Source organism: Planosporangium mesophilum, from assembly GCF_016863255.1.
Lineage (GTDB): Bacteria > Actinomycetota > Actinomycetes > Mycobacteriales > Micromonosporaceae > Planosporangium > Planosporangium mesophilum.
In genome coordinates, this window is the sequence record NZ_BOON01000039.1 from 59,945 (window position 1) to 80,635 (window position 20,691).

Below are 20,691 nucleotides of genomic sequence, written 5' to 3' on the forward strand. Positions count from 1 at the left end.
CCAAATTACCCGGGGTGGACCCGCACCAGCATGCCGGTGTCGCCGCAGACGACCCAGATGTCCTCACCCACCACGGTGAGGTGCCGGGGCCCGGTACAGACGACGAGCGACGCGACCACCCGGTTGGTCACCGGGTCGACCCGGGAGAGCCGGTTGTCGACGGTACTGGTGACCCAGACCGCGTCCGGGGTCACCGTGATGCCGTCGAGCTGGCGGCCCAGGCCGGCGATCCGGGCCTGGGTGCGGCCGTCGTCGGGGCCGAACCGGGTCAGCCCCTCGGAGGAGGTGACCCACCCCGAACCGAAGCCGAACGTGATCTCCGCCGGGCGTCCGCCGGTGTCGACCCGGGCGGTCGTCCGGCCCGAGACCGGGTCGATCCGCCACACCGACCGGCCGTCGCCGTCCTGGTCCGGTACCCAGACCGCACCGCCGGCGACCGCCGGGTGGGCACCGCCGGACCCGGGCAGCGCGACGGTACGGGTCGTCCGCGCCGCGCGCGGGTCGAGTACCCGGGCCCGGCGCTCGGACCGGCTGAACACCCACAGGTCCCCGCCGACCTGGGCCAACCCGGTCGGGCCGGCGCCGACCCGTACCGTCGCGCCGGCCTGGCCGGTGCCCGAATCCAGGCGGGTGACCGTGGCTGCGGCGCCGTCGGCGACCCACACGCCGTCCCCGGTGACCGCGATGCCGCCGGGCCGGCCGCCGACCTTGATCGTGCGGATCACCTGCCCGATCGTGGTGTCGACCTGGGTGACCGCGCCGCTGTCGCTGCCGATCCACAGGTACCGGCCGTCGTACGCCATCGTGACGGCCTTGTCGGCGACCGGCAGCGTGGTGACGATCGTGCCCGCCGGTGCCGGCGCTGATCCGCTCGGCGGCGTGACGGCGCCGGCCTGACGGACGTCCGAGCCGGCCGGCGCGCACGCCGCGAGGACGGCGAGCATCGCGGCGAGTAGCGCGGCCGATGACGGCCGCCCGAGCTTCACGGCACGTTCCTACCGGGGGCGGCCCGCTCTCCACAACCCCCTGTCACCCGAGCGGCCGGAATGCCGGGTTAATACCATCAGGTGTGACCGACTGCCTGTTCTGCCGGATCGCGGCCGGGGAGATCCCGGCCGACGTGGTGCACGAGACCGATACGACGCTGGCCTTCCGCGACATCACGCCCAAGGCTCCCGTACACGTGCTTGTCATCCCGAAGGCCCACTTCCCGGATGTGGCCGCGCTCGCGGCGGCAGATCCGGGCCTGGCCGGCCAGGTGCTGGCCTCGGCCGGGGCGGTGGCGGAGGCCGCCGGCCTGACCGCCGACGGCTACCGGACGATCTTCAACACCGGCGGGTACGGCGGCCAGGAGGTGGCCCACGTACATGCCCACGTGGTCGGCGGCGCACCACTGGGGCCGATGCTCTGCATGTGAGCCGGAAAACCAGGCGCACCTATCTCGGCAGCGTGAAGAAGTGTGGATCGGGGAAATCGGGTGAGCCCTCGTGGAGATGGCCCGATACGATGGAGTACCCAGACAGCTTATGAGGGTACCGGCGGGCGAGGAGCGCGCCGCGGAACGCGAAAGCAGGTGTCGTCAGGCCCGCGGGCCGACCCATGACCCAGATTCCATCCCCCGCGATGAGCGGCGCACACGCCGAACCCCTGCGGGCGCAGACGAAGATCACCGTCGAGGATCCGCACACCATGGTCCGGTTACTCGGTGCGGGTGACGAACTGCTCCGCCAGGTTGAGCGCTCAGTCGCAAGCGATGTGCACGTGCGGGGAAACGAGATCACCATCACGGGCGCCCCTGCAGACAATGCGCTCGCCGAGCGCATCTTCGCGGAGCTGCTGGAACTGATCGAGAAAGGCGAGACACTGACCGCTGACGCCGTGAGGCGGACCGTCGGCATGCTCGAAGAGGGCACGACCGAGCGTCCTGCCGAGGTTCTCACGCTCAACATCCTGTCCCGGCGTGGCCGTACCATCCGTCCGAAGACCCTGGGTCAGAAGCGCTACGTCGACGCGATCGACGAGCACACCATCGTTTTCGGCATCGGCCCCGCAGGTACCGGCAAGACCTACCTGGCGATGGCGAAGGCCGTCCAGGCGCTACAGGCCAAGCAGGTCAACCGGATCATCCTCACCCGGCCCGCGGTGGAGGCCGGCGAGCGGCTCGGCTTCCTACCGGGCACGCTGTACGAGAAGATCGACCCGTACCTACGGCCGCTCTACGACGCGCTGCACGACATGCTCGACCCCGAGTCGATCCCGCGGCTGATGCAGGCGGGCACGATCGAGGTGGCGCCGCTGGCGTACATGCGGGGCCGCACGCTCAACGACGCGTTCATCATCCTGGACGAGGCGCAGAACACCACGCCCGAGCAGATGAAGATGTTCCTGACCCGGCTGGGCTTCGGCTCCAGGATCGTGGTCACCGGTGACATCACCCAGGTCGACCTGCCCGGCGGCACCAAGAGCGGACTGCGGGTCGTCCGCGACATCCTCGAAGGGCTCGAGGATGTGCACTTCGCCCAGATGGGCAGCGCCGACGTCGTACGTCACCGCCTGGTCAGCGACATCGTCGACGCGTACGCACGCTACGACGCCGCGCAGCAGCCCGACGGCGGCGTCCACGCCGTGCCCAACCGCGCCGCCCAGAGCCGTCCCGGCCGCCGGCACTGAATCCTCCGTCAGAAGGTCCCATGTCCATCGAGATCGCCAATGAATCCGGGGTCGAGGTCGACTCCGACGCCATTCTCGCCGTCGCGCGCCACGCCCTCGACGAGATGGGGGTCAATCCACTCGCCGAGCTGTCCATCCTGCTCGTCGACACCGACTACATGGCGGAGCTGAACCACCGCTGGATGGACGGCGAAGGGCCGACGGACGTGCTGGCGTTCCCGATGGACGAGGGCAACGTCGACCACGGTCCCGGTGAGTCGGGGAACGAGCCGGCGCTGCTCGGCGACATCGTGCTCTGCCCACAGGTGGCGTCCAAGCAGGCCGCCGACGCCGGCCACGCCACCGGGGACGAGCTCGCCCTGCTCACCGTCCACGGCACGCTGCACCTGCTCGGGTACGACCACGCCGAGCCCGACGAGGAGCGCGAGATGTTCGGTCTCCAGGCCCGTCTGCTCGAAAGCTGGCGCGCCGCCGGGAAACAGTGATGCATCCGATAACCCTGGTGCTCACCGCTGCGGGATTGGTGGTGCTGGCCGGGATCTTCGCGATGACGGATGCCGCGCTGGGCGCCGTCTCCACCGCGAGGGCCGCCGAGATGGCGCGGGAGGGCGTCCGGGGTGCCCGGACGCTCCAGATCGTCGCCGCCGACGCGCCGCGCCACATCAATCTGCTGCTCCTGCTGCGGCTGGCCTGTGAGCTGGTCGCCACCACGATCGTCGCGCTGGTTCTGGCCCAGAAGCTCGGGCCCGGCTGGCGGGCGGCGCTGCTCACCGCCGGCTCCATGACGGTGATCAGCTACGTGGTGGTCGGCGTCGGGCCGCGCACCATCGGCCGGCAGCACGCGTACCGGGTGGGCCGGATCATGGCCCCGCTGGTGCGCTGGCTGGGCCGGGCCCTCGGTCCGCTCGCCTCGCTGCTGATCGGCGTCGGCAACCTGATCACGCCCGGTCGCGGGTACCGGGAAGGACCCTTCGCCACCACCGTGGAGCTGCGCGAACTGGTCGACCTGGCCGAGCAGCGGGGCGTGGTCGAGCACGGCGAGCGCGAGATGATCCACTCGGTCTTCGAGCTGGGGCACACGATCGTGCGCGAGGTCATGGTCCCGCGTACCGAGATGGTGTGGATCGAGTCGCACAAGACCCTGCGCCAGGCCCTCGCGCTCGCGATGCGCAGCGGCTTCTCCCGGATGCCGGTGATAGGGGAGAACGTCGACGACGTCCTCGGCATCGTCTACCTCAAGGACCTGGTCCGGCGCACCGCCGGCGGCGACCCTGGGGCGGCCGAGGTGCCGGTCGCGCAGGTGATGCGGGAGGCGGCGTACGTGCCCGAGTCCAAGCCGGTCGACGACCTGCTGCGGGAGATGCAGGCCGCGCGCAACCACATCGCGGTCGTGGTCGACGAGTACGGCGGTACGGCCGGTCTGGTGACGATCGAGGACATCCTCGAGGAGATCGTGGGCGAGATCACCGACGAGTACGACATCGCCGAGCGCCCGCCGGTCGAGCGGCTGCCCGACGGCGCCGTCCGGGTCACCGCCCGGCTGCCGATCGAGGACCTGGGCGAGCTGTTCGAGACCGAACTGCCGGCCGACGAGGTGGAGACCGTGGCCGGCCTGCTCGCGCAGGCGCTGGGCCGGGTGCCGATCCCGGGGGCCGGCGCCGACGTGGCCGGGCTGCGGCTGATCGCCGAGGGTACGACCGGCCGTCGGAACCGGATCGATACGGTACTGGTGCGCCGGATCGAGGACGTCGACCGTCCGGCCGCGCCGGACCGTCACGAGGAGAGGCAGCCAGCCGATGCCTGAAGAGCTCACCCACGAGGACGCCAAGCTGGTGACGCTGGCCCGCGCGTCGCGGGCGCGTACCGGCGCCGTGGAGGGCGCCGCCGTGCGCGACGGTGACGGGCGCACGTACGCCGCCGCCAGCGTGACGCTGCCCTCGCTGACACTGACCGCGCTCCAGCTCGCGGTCGCCAGCGCGGTATCGGCGGGCGCGGTCAAGCTGGAGGCGGCGGCCGTGGTCACCGAGGCGTCGACGCTGGACGGCGCCGGGCTGGCCGCGGTGCGCGACCTGTCCGCCGACGCGCCGGTCTACCTCGCCGGCCCGGACGGCACCGTGCTGGGCGCCGTCACGGACTGATGCCACATCGCCCGTCCGGTCGCGAACGGGACAGCGGGGCATGATCTTCCTCGATACCGTCGTGTCATTGCATCGACACGGGAGGAAGATTGCGAGCAGGAGTGAGGCTCTTCGGAGCCGGTGCCGTGGCCGCCGCCATCGTGACCACACTGGCCGTGACCGTTCCGGCGGCCGAAGCCGAGGCCGAGCGGCTCAACCCGGAGCAGGTCAGCGGTTCGATCGCCTACCTGCGCCAGGCGTACGGGGTGAGCGAGCAGGAGGCGCTGCGGCGCCTGGAACTCCAGCGGACGGCCATCACGCTCGCCGCCACGCTGGAGCAGAAGGCCGCCGGCAGCTACGCCGGGCTGTGGCTGGACCAGGCGGACGGCGGTCGGCTCGTGGTGGCGTCGACCTCGCCGCAGGCCGTCTCCGGGCACCTCGCGGGCCTGCCCGACCGGGGGCACATCGTGGTCAAGCAGGTGGGCCGCTCGCTGGCTGAGCTGCGGGCCGCCCGGGACCGGCTGGCCGCCGAGGTCGGCGACGGCCCGGACAGCGTCGTGCTTCCCCGGGTGTCCGAGACCACCAACCAGGTGGTGGCCTGGCGGCGGGACTGGCTGGTCACGGACGGGACACGGGCGCGCGCGGCGCAGAGCCTGACCGCCCTGGACCGGGTGGCGGCGGAGTCGGGCGGTGTGGTCGTCACGCGCTCGATGCCCAGGCCCAACCAGCTCACCACCTCCGCCGACATCACCGGCTGCCACCCGCTGTACTGCCTGACCTACGCCGGATTCCGGGGCGGGCTACGCCTCGAGGTCACCCGCGACGACGGCACCACGGGCGTCTGCACCAGCGGGTTCAACGTCCGGGCGCGCGGCGGCGCGTACGACGGCAGGGCGTTCGTCCTGACCGCCGGGCACTGCGTGGTCGGGGGGCGGCACCAGAACGTCGACTACGCCTCCCACCAGGGCAAGCTCCTGTTCCGCGAGGAGCCCGGCCTGGCCCGCAACGGCACGTTCCCGTACGACTACGCGCTCCTGCCGTACATCAACCGGAACACGCAGCGCGGGTGGATCGACGGCCAGCCCGACCACAACCTGGTGCTCTTCCGCTGCACGACCGGCCCCCAGGACAACATCGCGGGTACCCCCTGCAAGGGCGGCAGCGGCGGTCCGAAGGACGGCAAGGTCCGGATCACCGGCGTGATCCCGGCCGATCAGGTACACGCGAACTTCGTCGTGTGCGCGACCGGGGCCGGCGCCAGCAGGGAGGACTTCACCGACGCGGTGGAGAGCGGCTCCGGCAAGGGCTACCAGCCGGGCACGCACTGCGGTCTGGTCAGCGGCCAGAGCAACGGCGGGATCGACACCAACATCTGCGCCCGCCCCGGTGACAGCGGTGGACCTCTGTTCGACGAGGCCAGTGGCTCGGCCATCGGCATCCTGGAAGGCAGCGTGCAGAGCCGGAGCGGCGCGTGCCAGGCCGGGGAGTCGAACAACTACCTGCCGGTGAGCGAGATCCTGTCGTACGTGAACAGCCGGTCGGAGGCGCAGGGCTCGGTGTTCAGCGTCATCACGACGGCCCGGGGCTAGTTCCCGCACCGGCCGGCGCCTGTCCGGGTGCCGGCCGGTGCGAGCGGGCGGTACCGCGGACCGTAGCCTCGTATACGCGACACGTACCGCGTTGGAGGAAGAGTGAGCGAGTACCGGGCGGGCTTCGCCTGCTTCGTGGGGCGGCCGAACGCCGGCAAGTCCACGCTGACCAATGCCCTGGTCGGCCAGAAGATCGCCATCACCTCCAACCGGCCGCAGACCACCCGCCACATCATCCGCGGCGTGGTGCACCGCACCGACTCCCAGCTCGTACTGGTCGACACGCCGGGGCTGCACCGGCCCCGCACGCTGCTCGGCGAGCGCCTCAACGACCTGGTACGCGAGACCTGGAGCGAGGTCGACGTGATCGGCCTGTGCCTGCCCGCCAACGAGGAGATCGGGCGGGGCGACCGGTTCATCACCGGTGAGCTGGCCTCGCTCAAGGCGACCGTGATCGCCGTCGTCACCAAGACCGACCTGGTCGACCGGGCCACGCTGGCCAAGCGCCTGGTCGAGGTCAGCGAGCTGGGGGAGTTCGCGGAGATCGTGCCGGTGAGCGCCGTGAGCGGGGACCAGGTCGACACGCTGACCGAGGTGATGACGCGGTACCTGCCGGAGTCGCCGCAGCTGTACCCCGACCACATGATCACCGACGAGCCCGAGCACGTGCTGATGGCGGAGATGATCCGCGAGGCGGCCCTGGAGGGCGTCCGCGAGGAGCTGCCGCACTCGATCGCCGTCCTCGTCGAGGAGGTCATCCCGGAAGGCCGGGTCACCAAGGTCTACGCCGACATCTACGTGGAGCGTCCGAGCCAGAAGGCGATCGTGATCGGGCAGGGCGGCGGCCGGCTCAAGGAGGTCGGCAGCCGGGCCCGGCGGGAGATCGAGGAGCTGCTCGGTACGAGGGTCTACCTGGATCTGCACGTACGGGTGGCCAAGGACTGGCAGCGCGACCCGAAACAGCTGCGCAAGCTGGGCTTCTGAGCAGCCCGAATACGATGGTGCAGTGACCGGATTCCGAGGCAGGCTCACCCGCGACGACGCGGTGGTGCTGCGCGTGCAGAAGCTGGGGGAGTCCGACCGGATCGTCACGATGCTGACCCGCCGCCACGGCCGGATCCGGGCCGTCGCCAAGGGGGTGCGGCGCACCTCGTCGCGTTTCGGCGCCCGCCTGGAGCCGTTCGGCCACATCGACGTGCAGTGGATCGAGGGGCGCAGCCTGCACGTGGTCAGCCAGGTGGAGGGGGTGGACCTGTACGGCAAGCGGTTCCTCGAGGACTACCCCCGGTACACGGCGGCCAGCGCCATCGCGGAGACCGCCGAGCGCCTCACCCCGATGGAGCACGAGCCGTCGCTGCGGCTGTTCCTGCTCACCGTCGGCGCGTTGCGGACCCTCGCCGCCCGCGAGCACACGGTCTCGCTGGTGCTCGACGCGTACCTGCTGCGTGCCGCCGCGATCGCCGGCTGGGCACCGGCGCTGCGGGAGTGCGCCGTCTGCGGTACCAAGGGCGCGCACCGGGCGTTCTCGGTACCCGCGGGGGGTTGTGTCTGTGCCGACTGCCGGCCGCCGGGCGCGGCCCGTCCCGCGCCGGCCACCCTCGCGCTGATGAGCGCCCTGGCTTCAGGGGACTGGGCGACCGCCGACGCCAGCGAGCCCGGCCCGCGCAACGAGGCCAGCGGCCTGGTCGCGGCGCATCTGCAGTGGCATCTGGAGCGCGGGCTACGCTCGCTGCCGTTGGTCGACCGAAGCGTCGCCCGGACCGCCGCCCCCGATCTTGACCGCACCCTCGACCCGACCGGAAAGGACCGCGCGTGATCCGGCGCCCCTCGTACCGTCCCCCCTCGCCGCACCCGTCCGGAGCACGCCCGCCGGCGTTGCCCGCCGAGGTCGTACCGAAGCATGTGGCGATCATCATGGACGGCAACGGGCGGTGGGCCAAGCAGCGCGGGCTGCCCCGTACCGCCGGCCACACCGCCGGCGAGGCGGCCATGTTCGACGTGGTGCAGGGCGCGCTCGAGCTGGGCATCCGGCACATCAGCATCTACGCCTTCTCCACCGAGAACTGGAAGCGCTCACCGGAGGAGGTGCGCTTCCTGATGGGGTTCAAGCGGGAGACGCTGCGCAACCGCCGGGACGCCTTCAACGAGATGGGCGTACGGGTGCGCTGGGCCGGGCGGCGGCCGAAGCTGTGGCGCAGCGTCATCGCCGAGCTGGAGGAGGCCGAGCAGCTGACCCGGCACAACGACAGGCTGACGCTGACCATGTGCGTCAACTACGGCGGCCGGGCTGAGATCGCCGACGCGGCGGCGAAGTTGGCCGCGGACGTGGCGGCCGGCCGGCTCAAGCCGGACAAGGTCAGTGAGAAGGTGTTCGCGCGCTACCTCGACGAGCCGGACATGCCCGACGTGGACCTGCTGGTCCGCTCCTCCGGGGAGCAGCGCATCTCCAACTTCCTGATCTGGCAGTCCGCGTACGCGGAGTTCGTCTCGCTCGACACGCTGTGGCCCGACTTCGACCGGCGCCACCTGTGGTACGCCTGCGAGCTGTACGCGCAGCGGGACCGGCGCTTCGGTGGCGCCCTGCCCAACCCGGTCTCACCCGAGGCCCTCGATCGCCACGACGTGCCGGAGGTCGTGGCCTCAGAGGGCTCCTGAGGCCACGACCTCGGCGGTCTTCAGTGGTCGGCGCAGCAGGGGGTCGAGTACTTCAGCTCGAACGGTACGAGTGACCCCTCGGGAGCCGGCCGGGTCACCAGCGTCAGCCGTCCGTCAGTCCATGTCGGACGGACGTAGTCGAGGGTGTGCAGGACCGTTTCGGGCGCGGCCTCCGCGCCGCCGAGCATGACGACGCGCTCGACGGCGCTGCGCTCGATCACCTCGGCGACGGTGAGGGTACCGGTCAGCGCGTCGACCCCGGGGTAGTACACGGCCCGCCCGCCGCTGCGGGCCTCGTGCCGGGCGGCCGCGGTCCGCGCGCCGGCGGTGTGCGGACCGCCGTCGACCTCGACCGGCTGCGACAGCGACAGCGCGACGTGCGGATGCGGCTCGTACACCAGATGCGTACACGCGACGAGCCCGGCCGGACGGCCGAGCCGCTGCACGAGTTCGTGCAGCCAGTGCTCGGCCGCCTCGACCGAATCGTGGTCCAGATCGAGACCGACGACGGTGCGGTTCATCAGTGGGTGAGCACCCAGAGCGGGTTGCTGTAGAACCACAGGTCCTTCCACGGGTCGGCGTCGCCGAACACGTCGGCGGCCGGTCCGTGCGGGTCGACGGCCGCGCCCATCAGGCCGGGCGCGCTGCGGTTGCCGTCGGTACCGCGGAGGCGGAAGTACTTCGGCCCGTCCACCTTCGGCAGCCGGAACACGAACTCGCGCCCGTCGTCGGCCGGGGTCACCTCGAACGACTGGACCACGCGCGTGTTCGGCGCCTTGAACGTGTCCCGGTCGGTGACCGGGCCGGTCACGTCACCCATGATCACGTCGATGCGCTTGAGCTGCGGTACGAACTCCGCCCAGTTCGCCTGCTGCGGCAGCCCGATCCGGATCCGCAGCTCCACGTCGGCGCCGCGCCGGGCCTGGACCATCCCGCCGAGCGTCGCCCGGGACCCGCCGGCGCGCAGCCATACGTTCAGGCTGTTCAGCAGGCCACCGTGGTCGACCCAGATCCGGCCGGCGCGGATACCCTCCATCACCGCCGCGTAGCTCCGCGAGGCCGCGCCGACGTGGGTACGGCTGTAGAAGCCGGGCCAGAAGTCGCCGTTGGCGAGGTTGACCCCGCCGCCGTACTGCGGGTCGTTGTAGTAGCCGTTGGCGTTGAAGTCGCTGCCCGCGCCGCGGGTGGCCGGATCGCCGTACACCGAGTGCGAGTCGGAGTTGGCCGTGATCCACCAGGGCTTGCCCTCGGCGAGGAGGCTGTCCCACAGGCCGCCGACGGTGGCGGTCATCCAGTCGAAGCCGCCCCAGGTCACGTAGCTCTCGTTCGGGTACCCGGGGAACGAGTCCTTCGAGGGCTTGCTGTCGTAGTACCCGCGGCCGGAGCCGGGGCCGAGCGGCGCCTTGATGCCGGCGGCCTGGTGGCCGGGTGCGCCCTCCATGCCGACCGCGATGCGCGGCTGGGCGTCGCGCCAGCCCCGGATCTCGTGTGGCGAGTCGATGCCCTTGCGGGACGGGTGGTTGGCCAGGAACAGCGCGTCCGGTACCCGCCTGCGGTCGACCGCCTCGGCGAGGAAGTTGATGCCGGCGATGGCCAGCGCCTCGTTGGCCGGGCTGGAGCCGGTCGCCTTCTTGACCGAGCCGTCGAAGGAGCTTTCGAACTCCTTGAGCACCGCGACCTCGTTCTGGCCCGGGTGCACGAAGACCGTGCCGTGCTCGGCGGACGGGATGTTCCACTCCAGACCCTGGAAGACCAGCATGTCCTTGTGCAGGTCGCGGGCGCGGCGGATGTCCGGGTTGACCTTCTCCACGCCGATCTTGACGTGCTGGTCGCTGCCGTGGTCGGTGATGACCATCCAGTCCAGGCCGAACGCGCTGGCGTGCCGGACGTGGTCGGTCACCCGGTACAGGCCGTCCGGGCTGTACCGGGTGTGGATGTGGTGGTCGCCGGCGAGCCAGACCAAGCCGTCGGGGTTGTCGCCGCGCTCGTCCCGGCCGTCCTTCGCGGAAGCCGCCTGCGGTTCACCGAGGACGCCGGCCACCCCGCCGCCGAGCGCGCCGGCCGCCGCCGCGCCCGCGCCGAGGATGCCCGCCCGGCGCAGGAAGCCACGCCGCGACACCTCTCCGGGGGACAGCTCGCTGTCGGGGATGGACGTGTCGAGTACGGGTGGTAAGCCAGCCGGTACGTCGTGGTCGTGGTTGTGGTGATGCGGGTGGCTGTGTCCCATTGATCGCTGCTCCCGTTCGGCTGCTCGCGCATGATCACACGCGACTCAATCGCAATCTCGCGAAGACCAGCGAACGGAAGGTGGCGACGACGCGGGGCCGAGTTGAACAGCCGACGACACCCGTCACATGAGGGGTCGAAACGCGCCGGTGGCGACGCTTGTCCCGATCGCGGCGGCCGCGATGCCGACGGCGCCCGCGATCATCGCGGCGTCGGCGGCGGTGAACCGCCGCGGCCGGGCCACCGACCGCGGCACGTGCGAGTCGAAGCCGCGGGCGTCCATCGCGGTGGCGAGCCGGGTACCGCGCCGGATCGCGCCGACGAGCAGCGCGAACGCCGTCGACACGACCAGCCGGACGTACGCGACCGGATTGCCGCCGGCGTCGACGCCGCGCGCCCGCCTGGCCAGCGTCAGCAGCTCCCACTCCGCGGCCAGCAGCGGTACGAGCCGGAACGCGGCCAACGCGCCGATGGCGAACCGCGCCGGTACCCGCAGGTGCTGGGTGAGCGAGTCGGCCAGGTCGGTCGGGTCGGTCGTCGCGACCACGACCAGGCCCGGCAGCGCGACCGCGACGATGCGCAGCGCCAACCCGAGGGCGGTGGTCGCGACCCCGGCCGTGACGACGAGCGGACCGGCGTCGAGCAGCACCGGTCCGCTGTCGGAGGTGCCGAAGAGCAGTTGGGTGACGGCGATGCCGGCGACGCTGACCAGCAGCGTGCCGCTCCGGCGCAGCAGGGCCCGGTACCGCACTCCGAACAGCGGTACCAGCGCCAGCTCCGCGGCCAGCGCCGCCGCCGGGGTGACCGGGTCCACCGCGGCCAGCAGCGCGATCGTGAGCACCATCATCGCCGCCAGCTTGGCGACCGGGTCGCGGCGGGCCAGCGGGGCGGACGTGTCGCCCAGCGGTGCCAGGGTCCTCATGCCGGTCGCTCCAGGTCCAGGCAGCGGTCCGCCAGCGCCGCGACGAAGTCGGCGTCGTGGGTGACCGCGACGACGGCGGTGCCGTCGTCGCGTAATCCCGACAGCAGGTCGAGCAGTTCGGTCCAGGTACGGAGGTCCTGGCCGAACGTCGGCTCGTCCAGGATGACGACCCGCGGCGCGGCGGCCAGCGCGGTCGCGACGCTCAGCCGCCGGCGTTCGCCACCGGACAGCGTGTGCGGGTTGGCTTCCGCCAGGTGCGCCAGGTGCAGTCGCTCCAGCAGGTCGTCGACGGTCTTTGCCACGTCGGCCGCCGGGTGGCCGGCCCGCCGCGGCCCGAGCGCCAGCTCGTCGTGCACCGTGGCGGCCAGGAACTGGTGCTCCGGGTTCTGGAAGACCGAGCCGATCCGCTCGGCCAGTACCGCGGCGCGCCACCGATGCGGCGGCCGGCCCGCGTACCGTCCGGCCAGAGCGGTACTGGCGACGACGGCCCCGGAGGACGGCGGCAGCAGCCCGCCGAGCAGCAGTGCGAGCGTCGACTTCCCTGCGCCGTTGGGTCCCCGGACGGCGACCGCCTCCCCGGCGCCGACCTCGGCGTCGACGCCGGCGAGCGCCGGCGCCGACCGCTCCGGCGCCGACCTCGTCGGTGCCGGCGAATCCGGGTACCGGTAGCCGAGCTGACGGGCGGTCAGCAGCATCGGGCCGGGAGGTGCGGTGGGGCGGGTACGCCGGGGCACCGGCTCGGCGTCGGGCACCCATACGCCCAGTGCGGCCAGCGCGTCGCCGTGCCGGCGCAGCACCTCGTCGGGCGGGCCGTCGGCGAGCACCCCGCCGCCGGGGGAGAGGGCCACCACCCGGTCGACGAGCGGCAGCGCCTCGGCGACCCGGTGCTCGACGAGGACGAGCGTGGCCCGGTCACCGCGCAGCGACCGGTCCAGGGTCTGCCGGACCAGCGCCGCGCCATCGGGGTCGAGGTTCGCGGTCGGCTCGTCGAGCAGCAGCAGCGACGGCTCCAGCGCGAGCACCCCGGCCAGCGCGAGCCGCTGCTGCTCACCGCCGGACAGCGACGCGGTGTCCCGGTCGAGCGGGTAGCCGAAGCCGACCCGTTCCAGCGCGGCGCGTACCCGGGGCCAGATCCGCTCCGCCGGTACGCCGCGGTTCTCCAGCCCGAAGGCCACGTCGTCCCCGGCGCGGCGCATCACCAGCTGCGTCTCGGGGTCCTGGAACAGGATGCCGACCCGCGACCTCGCATCGGCCGGCGGCAACCCGTCGACGGTGATCTCGCCGGCCTGCTCGCCGGAGTCGGCGAGCAGGCCGGCGAGTGCGGCCAGCAGGGTGCTCTTGCCGCCGCCCGATGGGCCGAGCAGGAGTACCCGTTCGCCGTGCGCGATGTCGAGGTCGACATCGCGCACCGCCCATGCCCTTCGGCCGGCGTACCGCCAGCCGAAGCCACGCAGCCGTACGGTGCTCAGATCGCGGTCCTCTCCTGGCCGACCGGGAACCGGTCCAGCACCCCGGTACGCGCCAGCCCCCGGCTCAGCGCGACGCTGCCCAGGCCGGCGATGAGCAGCGAGCTGACGGTGCCGAAAGCGATGTACGGCAGCCGGAAGGTCAGCCAGCTCGTGTCGGCGTAGTAGACGAACGCGTCGAACACGGTCGCGGCGAAACCGCCGAGCGCCCCGGACAGCGCCGCGGTCGGCCGCTGGTACCAGCGGTACCGGGTCGCGGCGAAGGCGAGTTCGGCGCCGGCGCCCTCGATGGCGCCCTGGAGGATGACGATGCCGCCCCACGGGGAGCCGAGCAGCAGCGAGATGGCGGCCGCGACGGTCTCGGTGAACAGCGCCGCGCCCGGCTTGCGGATGATGTACCCGGCCAGCACCGCCGGCACCAGCCAGACGCCGTAGATGAGGGCCTCGGCCGGCTTGTAGAACGCGAACGGGCCGCCGCCGCCGCTCCAGATTATGTTCCACAGTTGGAAGATCGCGCCGAACGCCGCGGCGAGCACGGCCGCGACGACGATGTCGACCGTGCGCCAACGGAACGTGTGGACCGGACCTGTCATGTGAACCTCCCAGTTCTCAAGAGCGAACCAGGAGAAGACGCACGCCATGCCCCGCCGGTCGGCGGGGCATGGCGCTACGCGGAGTTCGACCGAACTTCCTGCGCTGGCATTACCCAGATCAGGTTCGAGGGTCTGCGGCCGAAGCCGCACTCTCAGCGCTGTGCGCTCCCCTGTCGGATGTGAAGTTGTGGCATCGACGGTAGCAGCGGTCCCGGCCGTCCGGCAGACCACGGTCGGACATCGATGTATGGACTGACCTGGCTCGTCGTCCGGCTCCACGGGGAACCGGACGGTACGCTGACCGCGTCCGCTCGGCCGACGGGGTAGAAGGGACGAATCGCGTGGCAGCTCCGCATCGCGCACAGCCGCGAGAGCTCACCGAGCCGTCGCCCGGCGGGCTGCCCGAGGCGGCCGGCGCCGACCACGTGGGGGAGCTCACCGCACCGTCCGGGCGGGGGCCGCTGGGCCGGATCGGCTCCGTCGAGATCCTCGCCGCCGTCCTCGTCCTCGTCGTGGTGTTCCGGGCGCCGCTGAGCCGGGTGCTGTCCGCGCCCGGACTGCAGACCTGGACCACGGTCTTCGTCTCGGTCCTGACCCAGGCCATGCCGTTCCTGGTGTTCGGGGTGGTGCTGTCGGCGGTGATCGCGGTGTTCGTGCCGGCGTCGTTCTTCGCGAAGGCGCTGCCGCGGCATCCGGCCCTCGCGGTACCCGTGGCGAGCGCGGCCGGGGTGGTGCTGCCGGGCTGCGAGTGCGGCTCGGTACCGATCGCGGGCGCCCTGGTACGCCGTGGCGTGACCCCGGCCGCCGCGCTGGCGTTCCTGCTGGCCTCGCCCGCGATCAACCCGATCGTGCTGGCGTCCACCGCGGTGGCCTTTCCCGGACAGCCGCGCATGGTGATCGCCCGCGCGCTGGCCAGCATGCTCACCGCCTGCGCCATGGGCTGGTTGTGGCTGCGGCTGGGCAAGGCCGAGTGGATCAAGCTGCCGCACCGGCCGGAGCTGGCCGGCATGCGCAAGTGGCCGGCGTTCTGGGCGGCGGCCCGCCACGACGTGATGCACGCGGGCGGGTACCTGGTGGTGGGCGCGATGGCCGCGGCGACGATCAACGTACTGGTGCCGCAGCAGTGGATGCGGTCGCTGGGGGACAACCCCGTGCTGGGTGTCATCACGCTCGCCGTGCTCGCGGTGGTGCTGTCGATCTGCTCCGAGGCGGACGCGTTCGTCGCCGCGTCGCTGCGCGAGTTCTCGATGACCGCGAAGCTGACGTTCCTGGTCGTCGGTCCCATGATCGACCTGAAGCTGTTCGCGATGCAGACGGGCATCTTCGGCCGCCGGTTCGCCACCCGGTTCGCGCCGGCGACGTTCGTGCTCGCGATTCTGGTGGCCGTCGGAGTGGGAGTGGTGCTGCTGTGAACCGTCAGGCTCAGGCCGTCGTGCTGCTGCTCGTCGGTGGTGCGGTGCTGCGCACCAGCCTCACCGACATGTACCTGCGCTACGTCAAGCAGGGACTCCGCCCGTTCCTGATCGCGGCCGGCCTGCTGCTGGTCATCGCGGCGGTCATGACGCTCTGGTACGAGTTCCGCGGCAGCGCGAAGGCGGCCCACGACCACGGCGACCACGATGGCCACGGCCACGGCCATCGCGGGCCCTGGGTGGCCTGGCTGCTGATCCTGCCGGTGTTCGCCCTGCTGCTGGTCTCGCCGCCGGCGCTCGGCTCGTACGCGGCCAGCCGCAGCGGTACCGCCCTGCAGCAGGTCTCGGACTTCCCGCCGCTGCCGCCGGGCGACCCGGCCAAGATCAGCGTGCTCGACTACGCCAGTCGGGCGGTCTTCGACGAGGGCCGGTCCATCGGCGACCGGAAGGTCCGCCTGACCGGCTTCGTGGTGACGGGTGCCGACGGCCGGTCGTACCTGGCCCGCATGATCCTGACCTGCTGCGCGGCCGACGCCCGCCCGGTCAAGGTCGCGCTGGCCGGCCAGGTGCCCACCGGGCTCAAGTCCGACAGCTGGATCGAGGTGACCGGCCGGTACGTGCCGAAGTCGATCAAGGACGAGATCAACGGCGAGCGGATCCCGTACCTCGACGTCGCCGAGTACCACGAGGTGGCCGCCCCCAACGAGCAGTACGAGTCATAGCCATCTATCCTCGTGTCGTGCGGATCACGGCGCGGGGGCTGACATTCGACGTCAGGGTCGGCGGGGCCGACGACGGCGTACCCGTCCTGCTGCTGCACGGGTTTCCGCAGAACGGGTCCATGTGGGACGCGGTCTCGCCCGCGCTGCACGCCGCCGGCCTGCGCACGATCGCGCCCGACCAGCGCGGCTACTCGCCGGGCGCCCGGCCGCTCGAGGTCGAGGCGTACGGGCAGCCGGAGTGCGCCGCCGACGCGCTCGCGATCCTGGACGCCCTCGGCGTCGAGCGCGCCCATGTCGTCGGGCACGACTGGGGCGCGATCGTCGGCTGGCGCCTGGCCGCCGATCATCCAGACCGGGTGAGCACGCTCTCCGCGCTGTCGGTGCCGCACCCGCGCGCCCTCGCCCGGGCCCTGCGCACCAGCCTCGACCAGCTCCGCCGGTCGAGGTACATCCTGTTCTTCCGGCGTACCGGGCGCGCCGAGGAGGTCCTGCTCGAAGACGATGCGCGGCGGCTGCGGGGGGTGTTCGCCGGCTCCGGGCTGGACGCGGCCGGGGTCGACCGGTACGTCGCGCCGCTGCTCGCGCCGGGTGCGCTGACCGCCGCGCTCAACTGGTACCGGGCCGTCAACCTGCTGCGCTCCGGCGACGTCGGCAAGGTCGGGGTACCCACGACGTACGTGTGGAGTGACGGGGACCTGGCGCTCGGCCGCGTGGGCGCGTACCGCTGTGCTCGGGAGGTGACCGGGGAGTACCGCTTCGTGGAGCTGCCGGGCGTCACCCACTGGATACCGGACCAGGCGCCGGGGGCCGTCGCGGACGCCGTACTGGACCGCGTCCTGCCGGTCCGCTGAGAGGGCGTTCGCGCCGGGCTGCTTGCCAGCGGCCATCTCAGTGATCGCAGTGCTAATTGGCCTACCAGTGGGTAACACTGGCGGGTAGCCTGAGACCCAGACGTGCATGTATCCAGTACCCGCAAGGGGGTTGGCCATGACGACGACCCGCAGCCGGACCGATGCGAACGTGCCCGACGGTGACCGGAGCCAGATCTCCGAACGGCAGGCCCGGCAGGTCGCCGAGGCCGCCCGGGAGAAGGAATGGCGAAAGCCGAGCTTCGGCAAGGAGCTTTTCCTGGGTCGATTCCTGCTCGACCTGATCAACCCGCCGCCGCAGCCGGACACCGAGCGCACCGCCGCGGCGGAGGAGTTCCTGGCGCGGCTGGACGAGTTCATGGTCAACAAGGTCGACGGCGCCCAGATCGAGCGCGACGCGCGGATCCCCGACGAGGCGCTGGTCGGGCTGGGCGAACTCGGCGCGTTCGGGATGAAGATCGACTCCAGGTACGGTGGCCTGGGCCTGTCGAACTGGGACTACTGCCGGGCGCTGATGCTGGCGGGCTCGGTGAGTCCGGCGATCAGCGCGCTGCTGTCGGCCCACCAGTCGATCGGCGTGCCGCAGCCGCTCAAGCTGTTCGGCACCGACGAGCAGAAGCAGAAGTTCCTGCCCCGCCTGGCCGGCGGTGAGGTGTCGGCGTTCCTGCTCACCGAGCCCGACGTCGGCTCGGACCCGGCGCGGCTGTCCACCGTCGCGACGCCGACGCCGGAGGGCGACTACCTGCTCAACGGCGTGAAGCTGTGGGCCACCAACGGCACGCTGGCAACCCTGCTCGTCGTGATGGCGCAGGTGCCTCCGTCGGAGGGCCACCGTGGCGGCATCACCGCGTTCGTGGTGGAGGGTGACTCGCCCGGCATCACGGTCGAGCGCCGCAACGCCTTCATGGGTCTGCGCGGCCTGGAGAACAGCGTCACCCGGTTCCACGACGTACGGGTACCGGCGGCGAACCTCATCGGTCGCGAAGGCCAGGGCCTCAAGATCGCGTTGACCACGCTGAACGCGGGCCGGCTGTCGCTGCCCGCGATGTGCGTCGGGACCGCGAAGTGGTGCCTCGGGGTGGCCCGGGAGTGGGCCGGCGAGCGGGTGCAGTGGGGCCTGCCGGTCGGCCGGCACGAGGCGGTCGCCAAGAAGATCGCCTTCATCGCCGGCTCCACCTACGGCATGGAGGCGATGCTGGAGCTGTCCTGCCGCCTCGCCGACGACGACCGCAACGACATCCGGATCGAGGCTGCCCTCGCCAAGCTCTACGCCAGCGAACTGGGCTGGCAGATCGTCGACGAGCTGATCCAGATCCGGGGCGGGCGCGGGTACGAGACGGCCGACTCGCTCGCGGCCCGTGGTGAGCGACCGATCGCCGCCGAGCAGCTCCTCCGGGACATGCGGATCAACCGGATCTTCGAGGGCTCGACGGAGATCATGCACCTGTTCATCGCGCGGGAGGCGGTCGACGCGCACCTGTCCGTGGCGGGCGACATCATCGACCCGGAGGCGGCGCTGGGCCGCAAGGCCAAGGCGGCGGCCCGGGCGGGCGGCTTCTACGCGAAGTGGCTGCCCACCCTGGTGGTCGGCCGTGGAATGGCGCCGGCGGCGTACTCGGAGTTCGGGCCGCTGGCCCGGCACCTGCGGCAGGTCGAGCGGGCGTCGCGCAAGCTGGCGCGGGAGACGTTCTACGCGATGGCGCGCTGGCAGGGGAAGATGGAGCGCAAGCAGGCCTTCCTCGGCCGCATCGTGGACATCGGCGCCGAGCTGTACGCGATGTCCGCGGCCTGCGTGAAGGCCAAGGCTTCGGGGCGCGCCGAGGAGCGGGAGCTGGCCGATCTGTTCTGCCAGCAGGCCTACGGGCGGGTCGAGCGGCTCTTCACCGAGCTGTGGGAGAACACCGACGACGTCGACGCGGCGGCGGCGAAGCGGGTCATCGCCGGCCGGTACACCTCGGTCGAGTCGGGGATCGTGCCGCCGCCGGAGGACGGTGACTGGGTGTCGCGCTGGGAGCCGGGCGCGTCCGAGGTGCCGGACGTACGCCGCCGGATCTCCCGCGTGGCTACTTCCTGATGATCACGGAGTGTCTTCCGTGCCCGGGCACGGAAGACACTCCGTGATCATGGACGGGAGGGGGCACGGGGCCGGTCGACGGGGCGCAGGCCCAGTCGGCGCAGCTCCAGTGAGGCCAGGGCGTCCACCGCGGCCGGGTCGCCGCGCCGCCAGGCCGCCGCGATCTCCGGATCGAGCGCGGTCAGCCGGCGCAGCGGCTGGCCGGCCAGCGCGCGCAGTGCCAGCAGGTCACGGCCGGCGCCGGCGGGTCGCAGCGCCGCCGCCGCGGCGGCCCGCCGCATCCAGCGCACCCGCAGCGGCAGCCAGCCGAACACGACCAGGGTGAGCGGGACCGCGAGTACGGCGACCGTCAGCACGACGGCCAACTGGTGCACGATCACCTGCTGCTCGTGTCCCGCGCCGGCGAGCCGGCGGGCCGCGTCCGCGGCGGAGGTGAACGGAGTGGCCAGCGCGTCACCGACGGCCGGCACCCGGTCGACCTTGCGACCGGCGTTCGAGAGGCTGTCGGCGAGGCCGGTACCGGCCCCTTCCAGCTCGCGGCCGGGTACGGCGAGCTTGGAGACCAGGTCGTGGAGCCAGCGGGCGAGCCGGATCCAGGCGTAGACCCAGACGACCACGAGCGCGTCGGTGAACAGTTGGCGGAGCCGGGTGGCCGGCAGGTCGGCATAGAGCTTCACAAATGGAAGCCTGCCAAATTCAGCCGCGACACGCAGGACAGGTACCGAAGATCTCCAACGTATGGCTGACATCGGCGTACCCGTGCTGCGCCGCCACCTTCTCCGCCCAGGTCTCCACCGCCGGGCCGAGGACCTCGACGGTCCGGCCGCAGGAGCGGCACACCAGGTGGTGATGGTGGCCGTCGCTGCAGCGCCGGTACAGGTTCTCGCCACCCGGCGTCTGCATGACGTCGATCTCGCCGGCGTCGGCCAGCGCCACCAGTGTCCGGTAGACCGTCGTGAGCCCGACGGCGTCGCCGCGCGAACGCAGCATCGCGTGCAGCTCCTGGGCGCTGTGGAAGCCCTCGACCTCGGCCAGCAGGGCGCTCACCGCACCCCGCTGCCGGGTGTTACGCGAAACCCCGGTCATCGAGCCTCCCGGCTGTGGCTCACCGCGTCGGCGACGATGTGGGCGACGTGTTCGTCGGTCAGCGAGTAGGCGATTTCCCGCCCCCGTCGCAAGCCTCGCACGATCCCCGCTCCACGCAAGACCCGCAGGTGCTGGGAGACCAGCGGTTGCGGTGCCCCCAGCGTTTCGACAAGTTCGTGAACGCAGCGGGGGCCGGTGGCCAGCTCGGTGACGATCCCGATGCGTAGCGGTGCGGCGAGCGCACGGAGCAGTTCGCCCGCAGCCTCGTACCCGTCCGTTGTCACGAGGGT

The 20,691-nt window shown here is 72.0% G+C and carries 22 protein-coding genes and 1 riboswitch; of the genes, 13 read left to right on the forward strand and 9 right to left on the reverse strand.

Translation table 11 applies throughout. The annotated features are described in order from the left end of the window. Positions 1–5: 5 nt before the first annotated feature. On the reverse strand, positions 6–986 hold the full coding sequence (locus Pme01_RS20710; protein ID WP_168117003.1) for a Vgb family protein: 981 nt from the start codon (positions 984–986) through the stop codon (positions 6–8). Between the two features lie 83 nt (positions 987–1,069). Here Pme01_RS20710 and Pme01_RS20715 point away from each other — a divergent pair, with 83 nt between their 5' ends. The 9 genes from Pme01_RS20715 to Pme01_RS20755 all read left to right on the forward strand — a co-directional run bounded on the left by Pme01_RS20715 (position 1,070) and on the right by Pme01_RS20755 (position 9,031). Beyond that, complete coding sequence (locus Pme01_RS20715; protein ID WP_239088361.1) at positions 1,070–1,417, forward strand: histidine triad nucleotide-binding protein; 348 nt, start codon at positions 1,070–1,072, stop codon at positions 1,415–1,417. A 206-nt stretch (positions 1,418–1,623) separates the two neighbouring features. Further along, positions 1,624–2,670 (forward strand): PhoH family protein, encoded by a 1,047-nt coding sequence (locus Pme01_RS20720; RefSeq protein WP_239088362.1) that lies wholly within the window; start codon positions 1,624–1,626, stop codon positions 2,668–2,670. A gap of 20 nt (positions 2,671–2,690) precedes the next feature. Beyond that, positions 2,691–3,155 (forward strand): rRNA maturation RNase YbeY, encoded by a 465-nt coding sequence (gene ybeY / locus Pme01_RS20725; RefSeq protein WP_168117001.1) that lies wholly within the window; start codon positions 2,691–2,693, stop codon positions 3,153–3,155. After that, complete coding sequence (locus Pme01_RS20730; protein WP_168117000.1) at positions 3,155–4,474, forward strand: hemolysin family protein; 1,320 nt, start codon at positions 3,155–3,157, stop codon at positions 4,472–4,474. The genes ybeY and Pme01_RS20730 overlap by 1 nt, the downstream gene beginning before the upstream one ends. Beyond that, a complete protein-coding gene (locus Pme01_RS20735; RefSeq protein ID WP_168116999.1) occupies positions 4,467–4,808 on the forward strand; it encodes a cytidine deaminase-like protein in 342 nt (113 codons plus the stop codon). Before Pme01_RS20730 ends, Pme01_RS20735 begins: the two co-directional genes overlap by 8 nt. Positions 4,809–4,909: 101 nt before the next feature. Beyond that, complete coding sequence (locus Pme01_RS20740; protein ID WP_168116998.1) at positions 4,910–6,376, forward strand: trypsin-like peptidase domain-containing protein; 1,467 nt, start codon at positions 4,910–4,912, stop codon at positions 6,374–6,376. A 102-nt stretch (positions 6,377–6,478) separates the two neighbouring features. Continuing rightward, complete coding sequence (gene era, locus Pme01_RS20745) at positions 6,479–7,360, forward strand: GTPase Era (RefSeq protein WP_168116997.1); 882 nt, start codon at positions 6,479–6,481, stop codon at positions 7,358–7,360. Between the two features lie 22 nt (positions 7,361–7,382). Continuing rightward, positions 7,383–8,192, forward strand: coding sequence for a DNA repair protein RecO (gene recO / locus Pme01_RS20750; RefSeq protein ID WP_168116996.1), 810 nt, complete (start codon positions 7,383–7,385; stop codon positions 8,190–8,192). After that, positions 8,192–9,031, forward strand: a complete 840-nt coding sequence (locus Pme01_RS20755) for an isoprenyl transferase (protein ID WP_203935774.1) — start codon at positions 8,192–8,194, stop codon at positions 9,029–9,031. The genes recO and Pme01_RS20755 overlap by 1 nt, the downstream gene beginning before the upstream one ends. Before the next feature lie 20 nt (positions 9,032–9,051). Here the strand turns inward: Pme01_RS20755 and Pme01_RS20760 are convergent, their stop codons facing one another. The 5 genes from Pme01_RS20760 to Pme01_RS20780 all read right to left on the reverse strand — a co-directional run bounded on the left by Pme01_RS20760 (position 9,052) and on the right by Pme01_RS20780 (position 14,238). Further along, a complete protein-coding gene (locus tag Pme01_RS20760; RefSeq protein ID WP_168116994.1) occupies positions 9,052–9,552 on the reverse strand; it encodes a hypothetical protein in 501 nt (166 codons plus the stop codon). Beyond that, positions 9,552–11,258 carry a PHP domain-containing protein gene (locus Pme01_RS20765; protein ID WP_168116993.1) on the reverse strand — a complete coding sequence of 569 codons (1,707 nt, stop codon included), beginning with the start codon at positions 11,256–11,258 and terminating at the stop codon, positions 9,552–9,554. The genes Pme01_RS20760 and Pme01_RS20765 overlap by 1 nt, the downstream gene beginning before the upstream one ends. Positions 11,259–11,381: 123 nt before the next feature. Then, positions 11,382–12,179 (reverse strand): energy-coupling factor transporter transmembrane component T family protein, encoded by a 798-nt coding sequence (locus Pme01_RS20770; RefSeq protein WP_168116992.1) that lies wholly within the window; start codon positions 12,177–12,179, stop codon positions 11,382–11,384. Beyond that, entirely contained in the window at positions 12,176–13,648 is a 1,473-nt protein-coding gene (locus tag Pme01_RS20775; protein WP_168117071.1) for an ABC transporter ATP-binding protein, read from the reverse strand. The genes Pme01_RS20770 and Pme01_RS20775 overlap by 4 nt, the downstream gene beginning before the upstream one ends. Next, positions 13,645–14,238 (reverse strand): ECF transporter S component, encoded by a 594-nt coding sequence (locus Pme01_RS20780; RefSeq protein ID WP_168116991.1) that lies wholly within the window; start codon positions 14,236–14,238, stop codon positions 13,645–13,647. Before Pme01_RS20780 ends, Pme01_RS20775 begins: the two co-directional genes overlap by 4 nt. Positions 14,239–14,315: 77 nt before the next feature. Beyond that, positions 14,316–14,420, reverse strand: a riboswitch (TPP riboswitch). A gap of 159 nt (positions 14,421–14,579) precedes the next feature. Here Pme01_RS20780 and Pme01_RS20785 point away from each other — a divergent pair. The 4 genes from Pme01_RS20785 to Pme01_RS20800 all read left to right on the forward strand — a co-directional run bounded on the left by Pme01_RS20785 (position 14,580) and on the right by Pme01_RS20800 (position 19,315). Beyond that, positions 14,580–15,650: a permease gene (locus Pme01_RS20785; protein WP_373315503.1), complete on the forward strand. Its 1,071-nt coding sequence runs from the start codon at positions 14,580–14,582 to the stop codon at positions 15,648–15,650. Beyond that, complete coding sequence (locus Pme01_RS20790) at positions 15,647–16,372, forward strand: TIGR03943 family putative permease subunit (RefSeq protein ID WP_168116990.1); 726 nt, start codon at positions 15,647–15,649, stop codon at positions 16,370–16,372. Before Pme01_RS20785 ends, Pme01_RS20790 begins: the two co-directional genes overlap by 4 nt. Positions 16,373–16,389: 17 nt before the next feature. After that, the gene (locus Pme01_RS20795; RefSeq protein ID WP_168116989.1) at positions 16,390–17,223 is read left to right on the forward strand and encodes an alpha/beta fold hydrolase; all 834 of its coding nucleotides are present in this window, start codon (positions 16,390–16,392) and stop codon (positions 17,221–17,223) included. A gap of 136 nt (positions 17,224–17,359) precedes the next feature. Beyond that, on the forward strand, positions 17,360–19,315 hold the full coding sequence (locus Pme01_RS20800; protein WP_168116988.1) for an acyl-CoA dehydrogenase family protein: 1,956 nt from the start codon (positions 17,360–17,362) through the stop codon (positions 19,313–19,315). Positions 19,316–19,362: 47 nt separating this feature from the next. Here the strand turns inward: Pme01_RS20800 and Pme01_RS20805 are convergent, their stop codons facing one another. The 3 genes from Pme01_RS20805 to Pme01_RS20815 are packed head-to-tail and all read right to left on the reverse strand — an operon-like array spanning position 19,363 to position 20,685. Next, on the reverse strand, positions 19,363–19,992 hold the full coding sequence (locus Pme01_RS20805) for a hypothetical protein (RefSeq protein WP_168116987.1): 630 nt from the start codon (positions 19,990–19,992) through the stop codon (positions 19,363–19,365). Between the two features lie 19 nt (positions 19,993–20,011). After that, positions 20,012–20,401, reverse strand: coding sequence for a Fur family transcriptional regulator (locus tag Pme01_RS20810; protein WP_168116986.1), 390 nt, complete (start codon positions 20,399–20,401; stop codon positions 20,012–20,014). Next, positions 20,398–20,685 (reverse strand): ArsR/SmtB family transcription factor, encoded by a 288-nt coding sequence (locus tag Pme01_RS20815; protein ID WP_203935764.1) that lies wholly within the window; start codon positions 20,683–20,685, stop codon positions 20,398–20,400. Before Pme01_RS20815 ends, Pme01_RS20810 begins: the two co-directional genes overlap by 4 nt. Positions 20,686–20,691: the final 6 nt, after the last annotated feature.

Bases quoted from the DNA above. Each gene is read 5' to 3' on its own strand.
- Pme01_RS20720 (WP_239088362.1), top strand. From the start codon at position 1,624: ATGAGCGGCGCACACGCCGAACCCCTGCGGGCGCAGACGAAGATCACC.
- ybeY (WP_168117001.1), top strand. From the start codon at position 2,691: ATGTCCATCGAGATCGCCAATGAATCCGGGGTCGAGGTCGACTCCGAC.
- Pme01_RS20730 (WP_168117000.1), top strand. From the start codon at position 3,155: ATGCATCCGATAACCCTGGTGCTCACCGCTGCGGGATTGGTGGTGCTG.
- Pme01_RS20735 (WP_168116999.1), top strand. From the start codon at position 4,467: ATGCCTGAAGAGCTCACCCACGAGGACGCCAAGCTGGTGACGCTGGCC.
- Pme01_RS20760 (WP_168116994.1), bottom strand. From the start codon at position 9,552: ATGAACCGCACCGTCGTCGGTCTCGATCTGGACCACGATTCGGTCGAG.
- Pme01_RS20765 (WP_168116993.1), bottom strand. From the start codon at position 11,258: ATGGGACACAGCCACCCGCATCACCACAACCACGACCACGACGTACCG.
- Pme01_RS20770 (WP_168116992.1), bottom strand. From the start codon at position 12,179: ATGAGGACCCTGGCACCGCTGGGCGACACGTCCGCCCCGCTGGCCCGC.
- Pme01_RS20780 (WP_168116991.1), bottom strand. From the start codon at position 14,238: ATGACAGGTCCGGTCCACACGTTCCGTTGGCGCACGGTCGACATCGTC.
- Pme01_RS20800 (WP_168116988.1), top strand. From the start codon at position 17,360: ATGACGACGACCCGCAGCCGGACCGATGCGAACGTGCCCGACGGTGAC.
- Pme01_RS20810 (WP_168116986.1), bottom strand. From the start codon at position 20,401: ATGACCGGGGTTTCGCGTAACACCCGGCAGCGGGGTGCGGTGAGCGCC.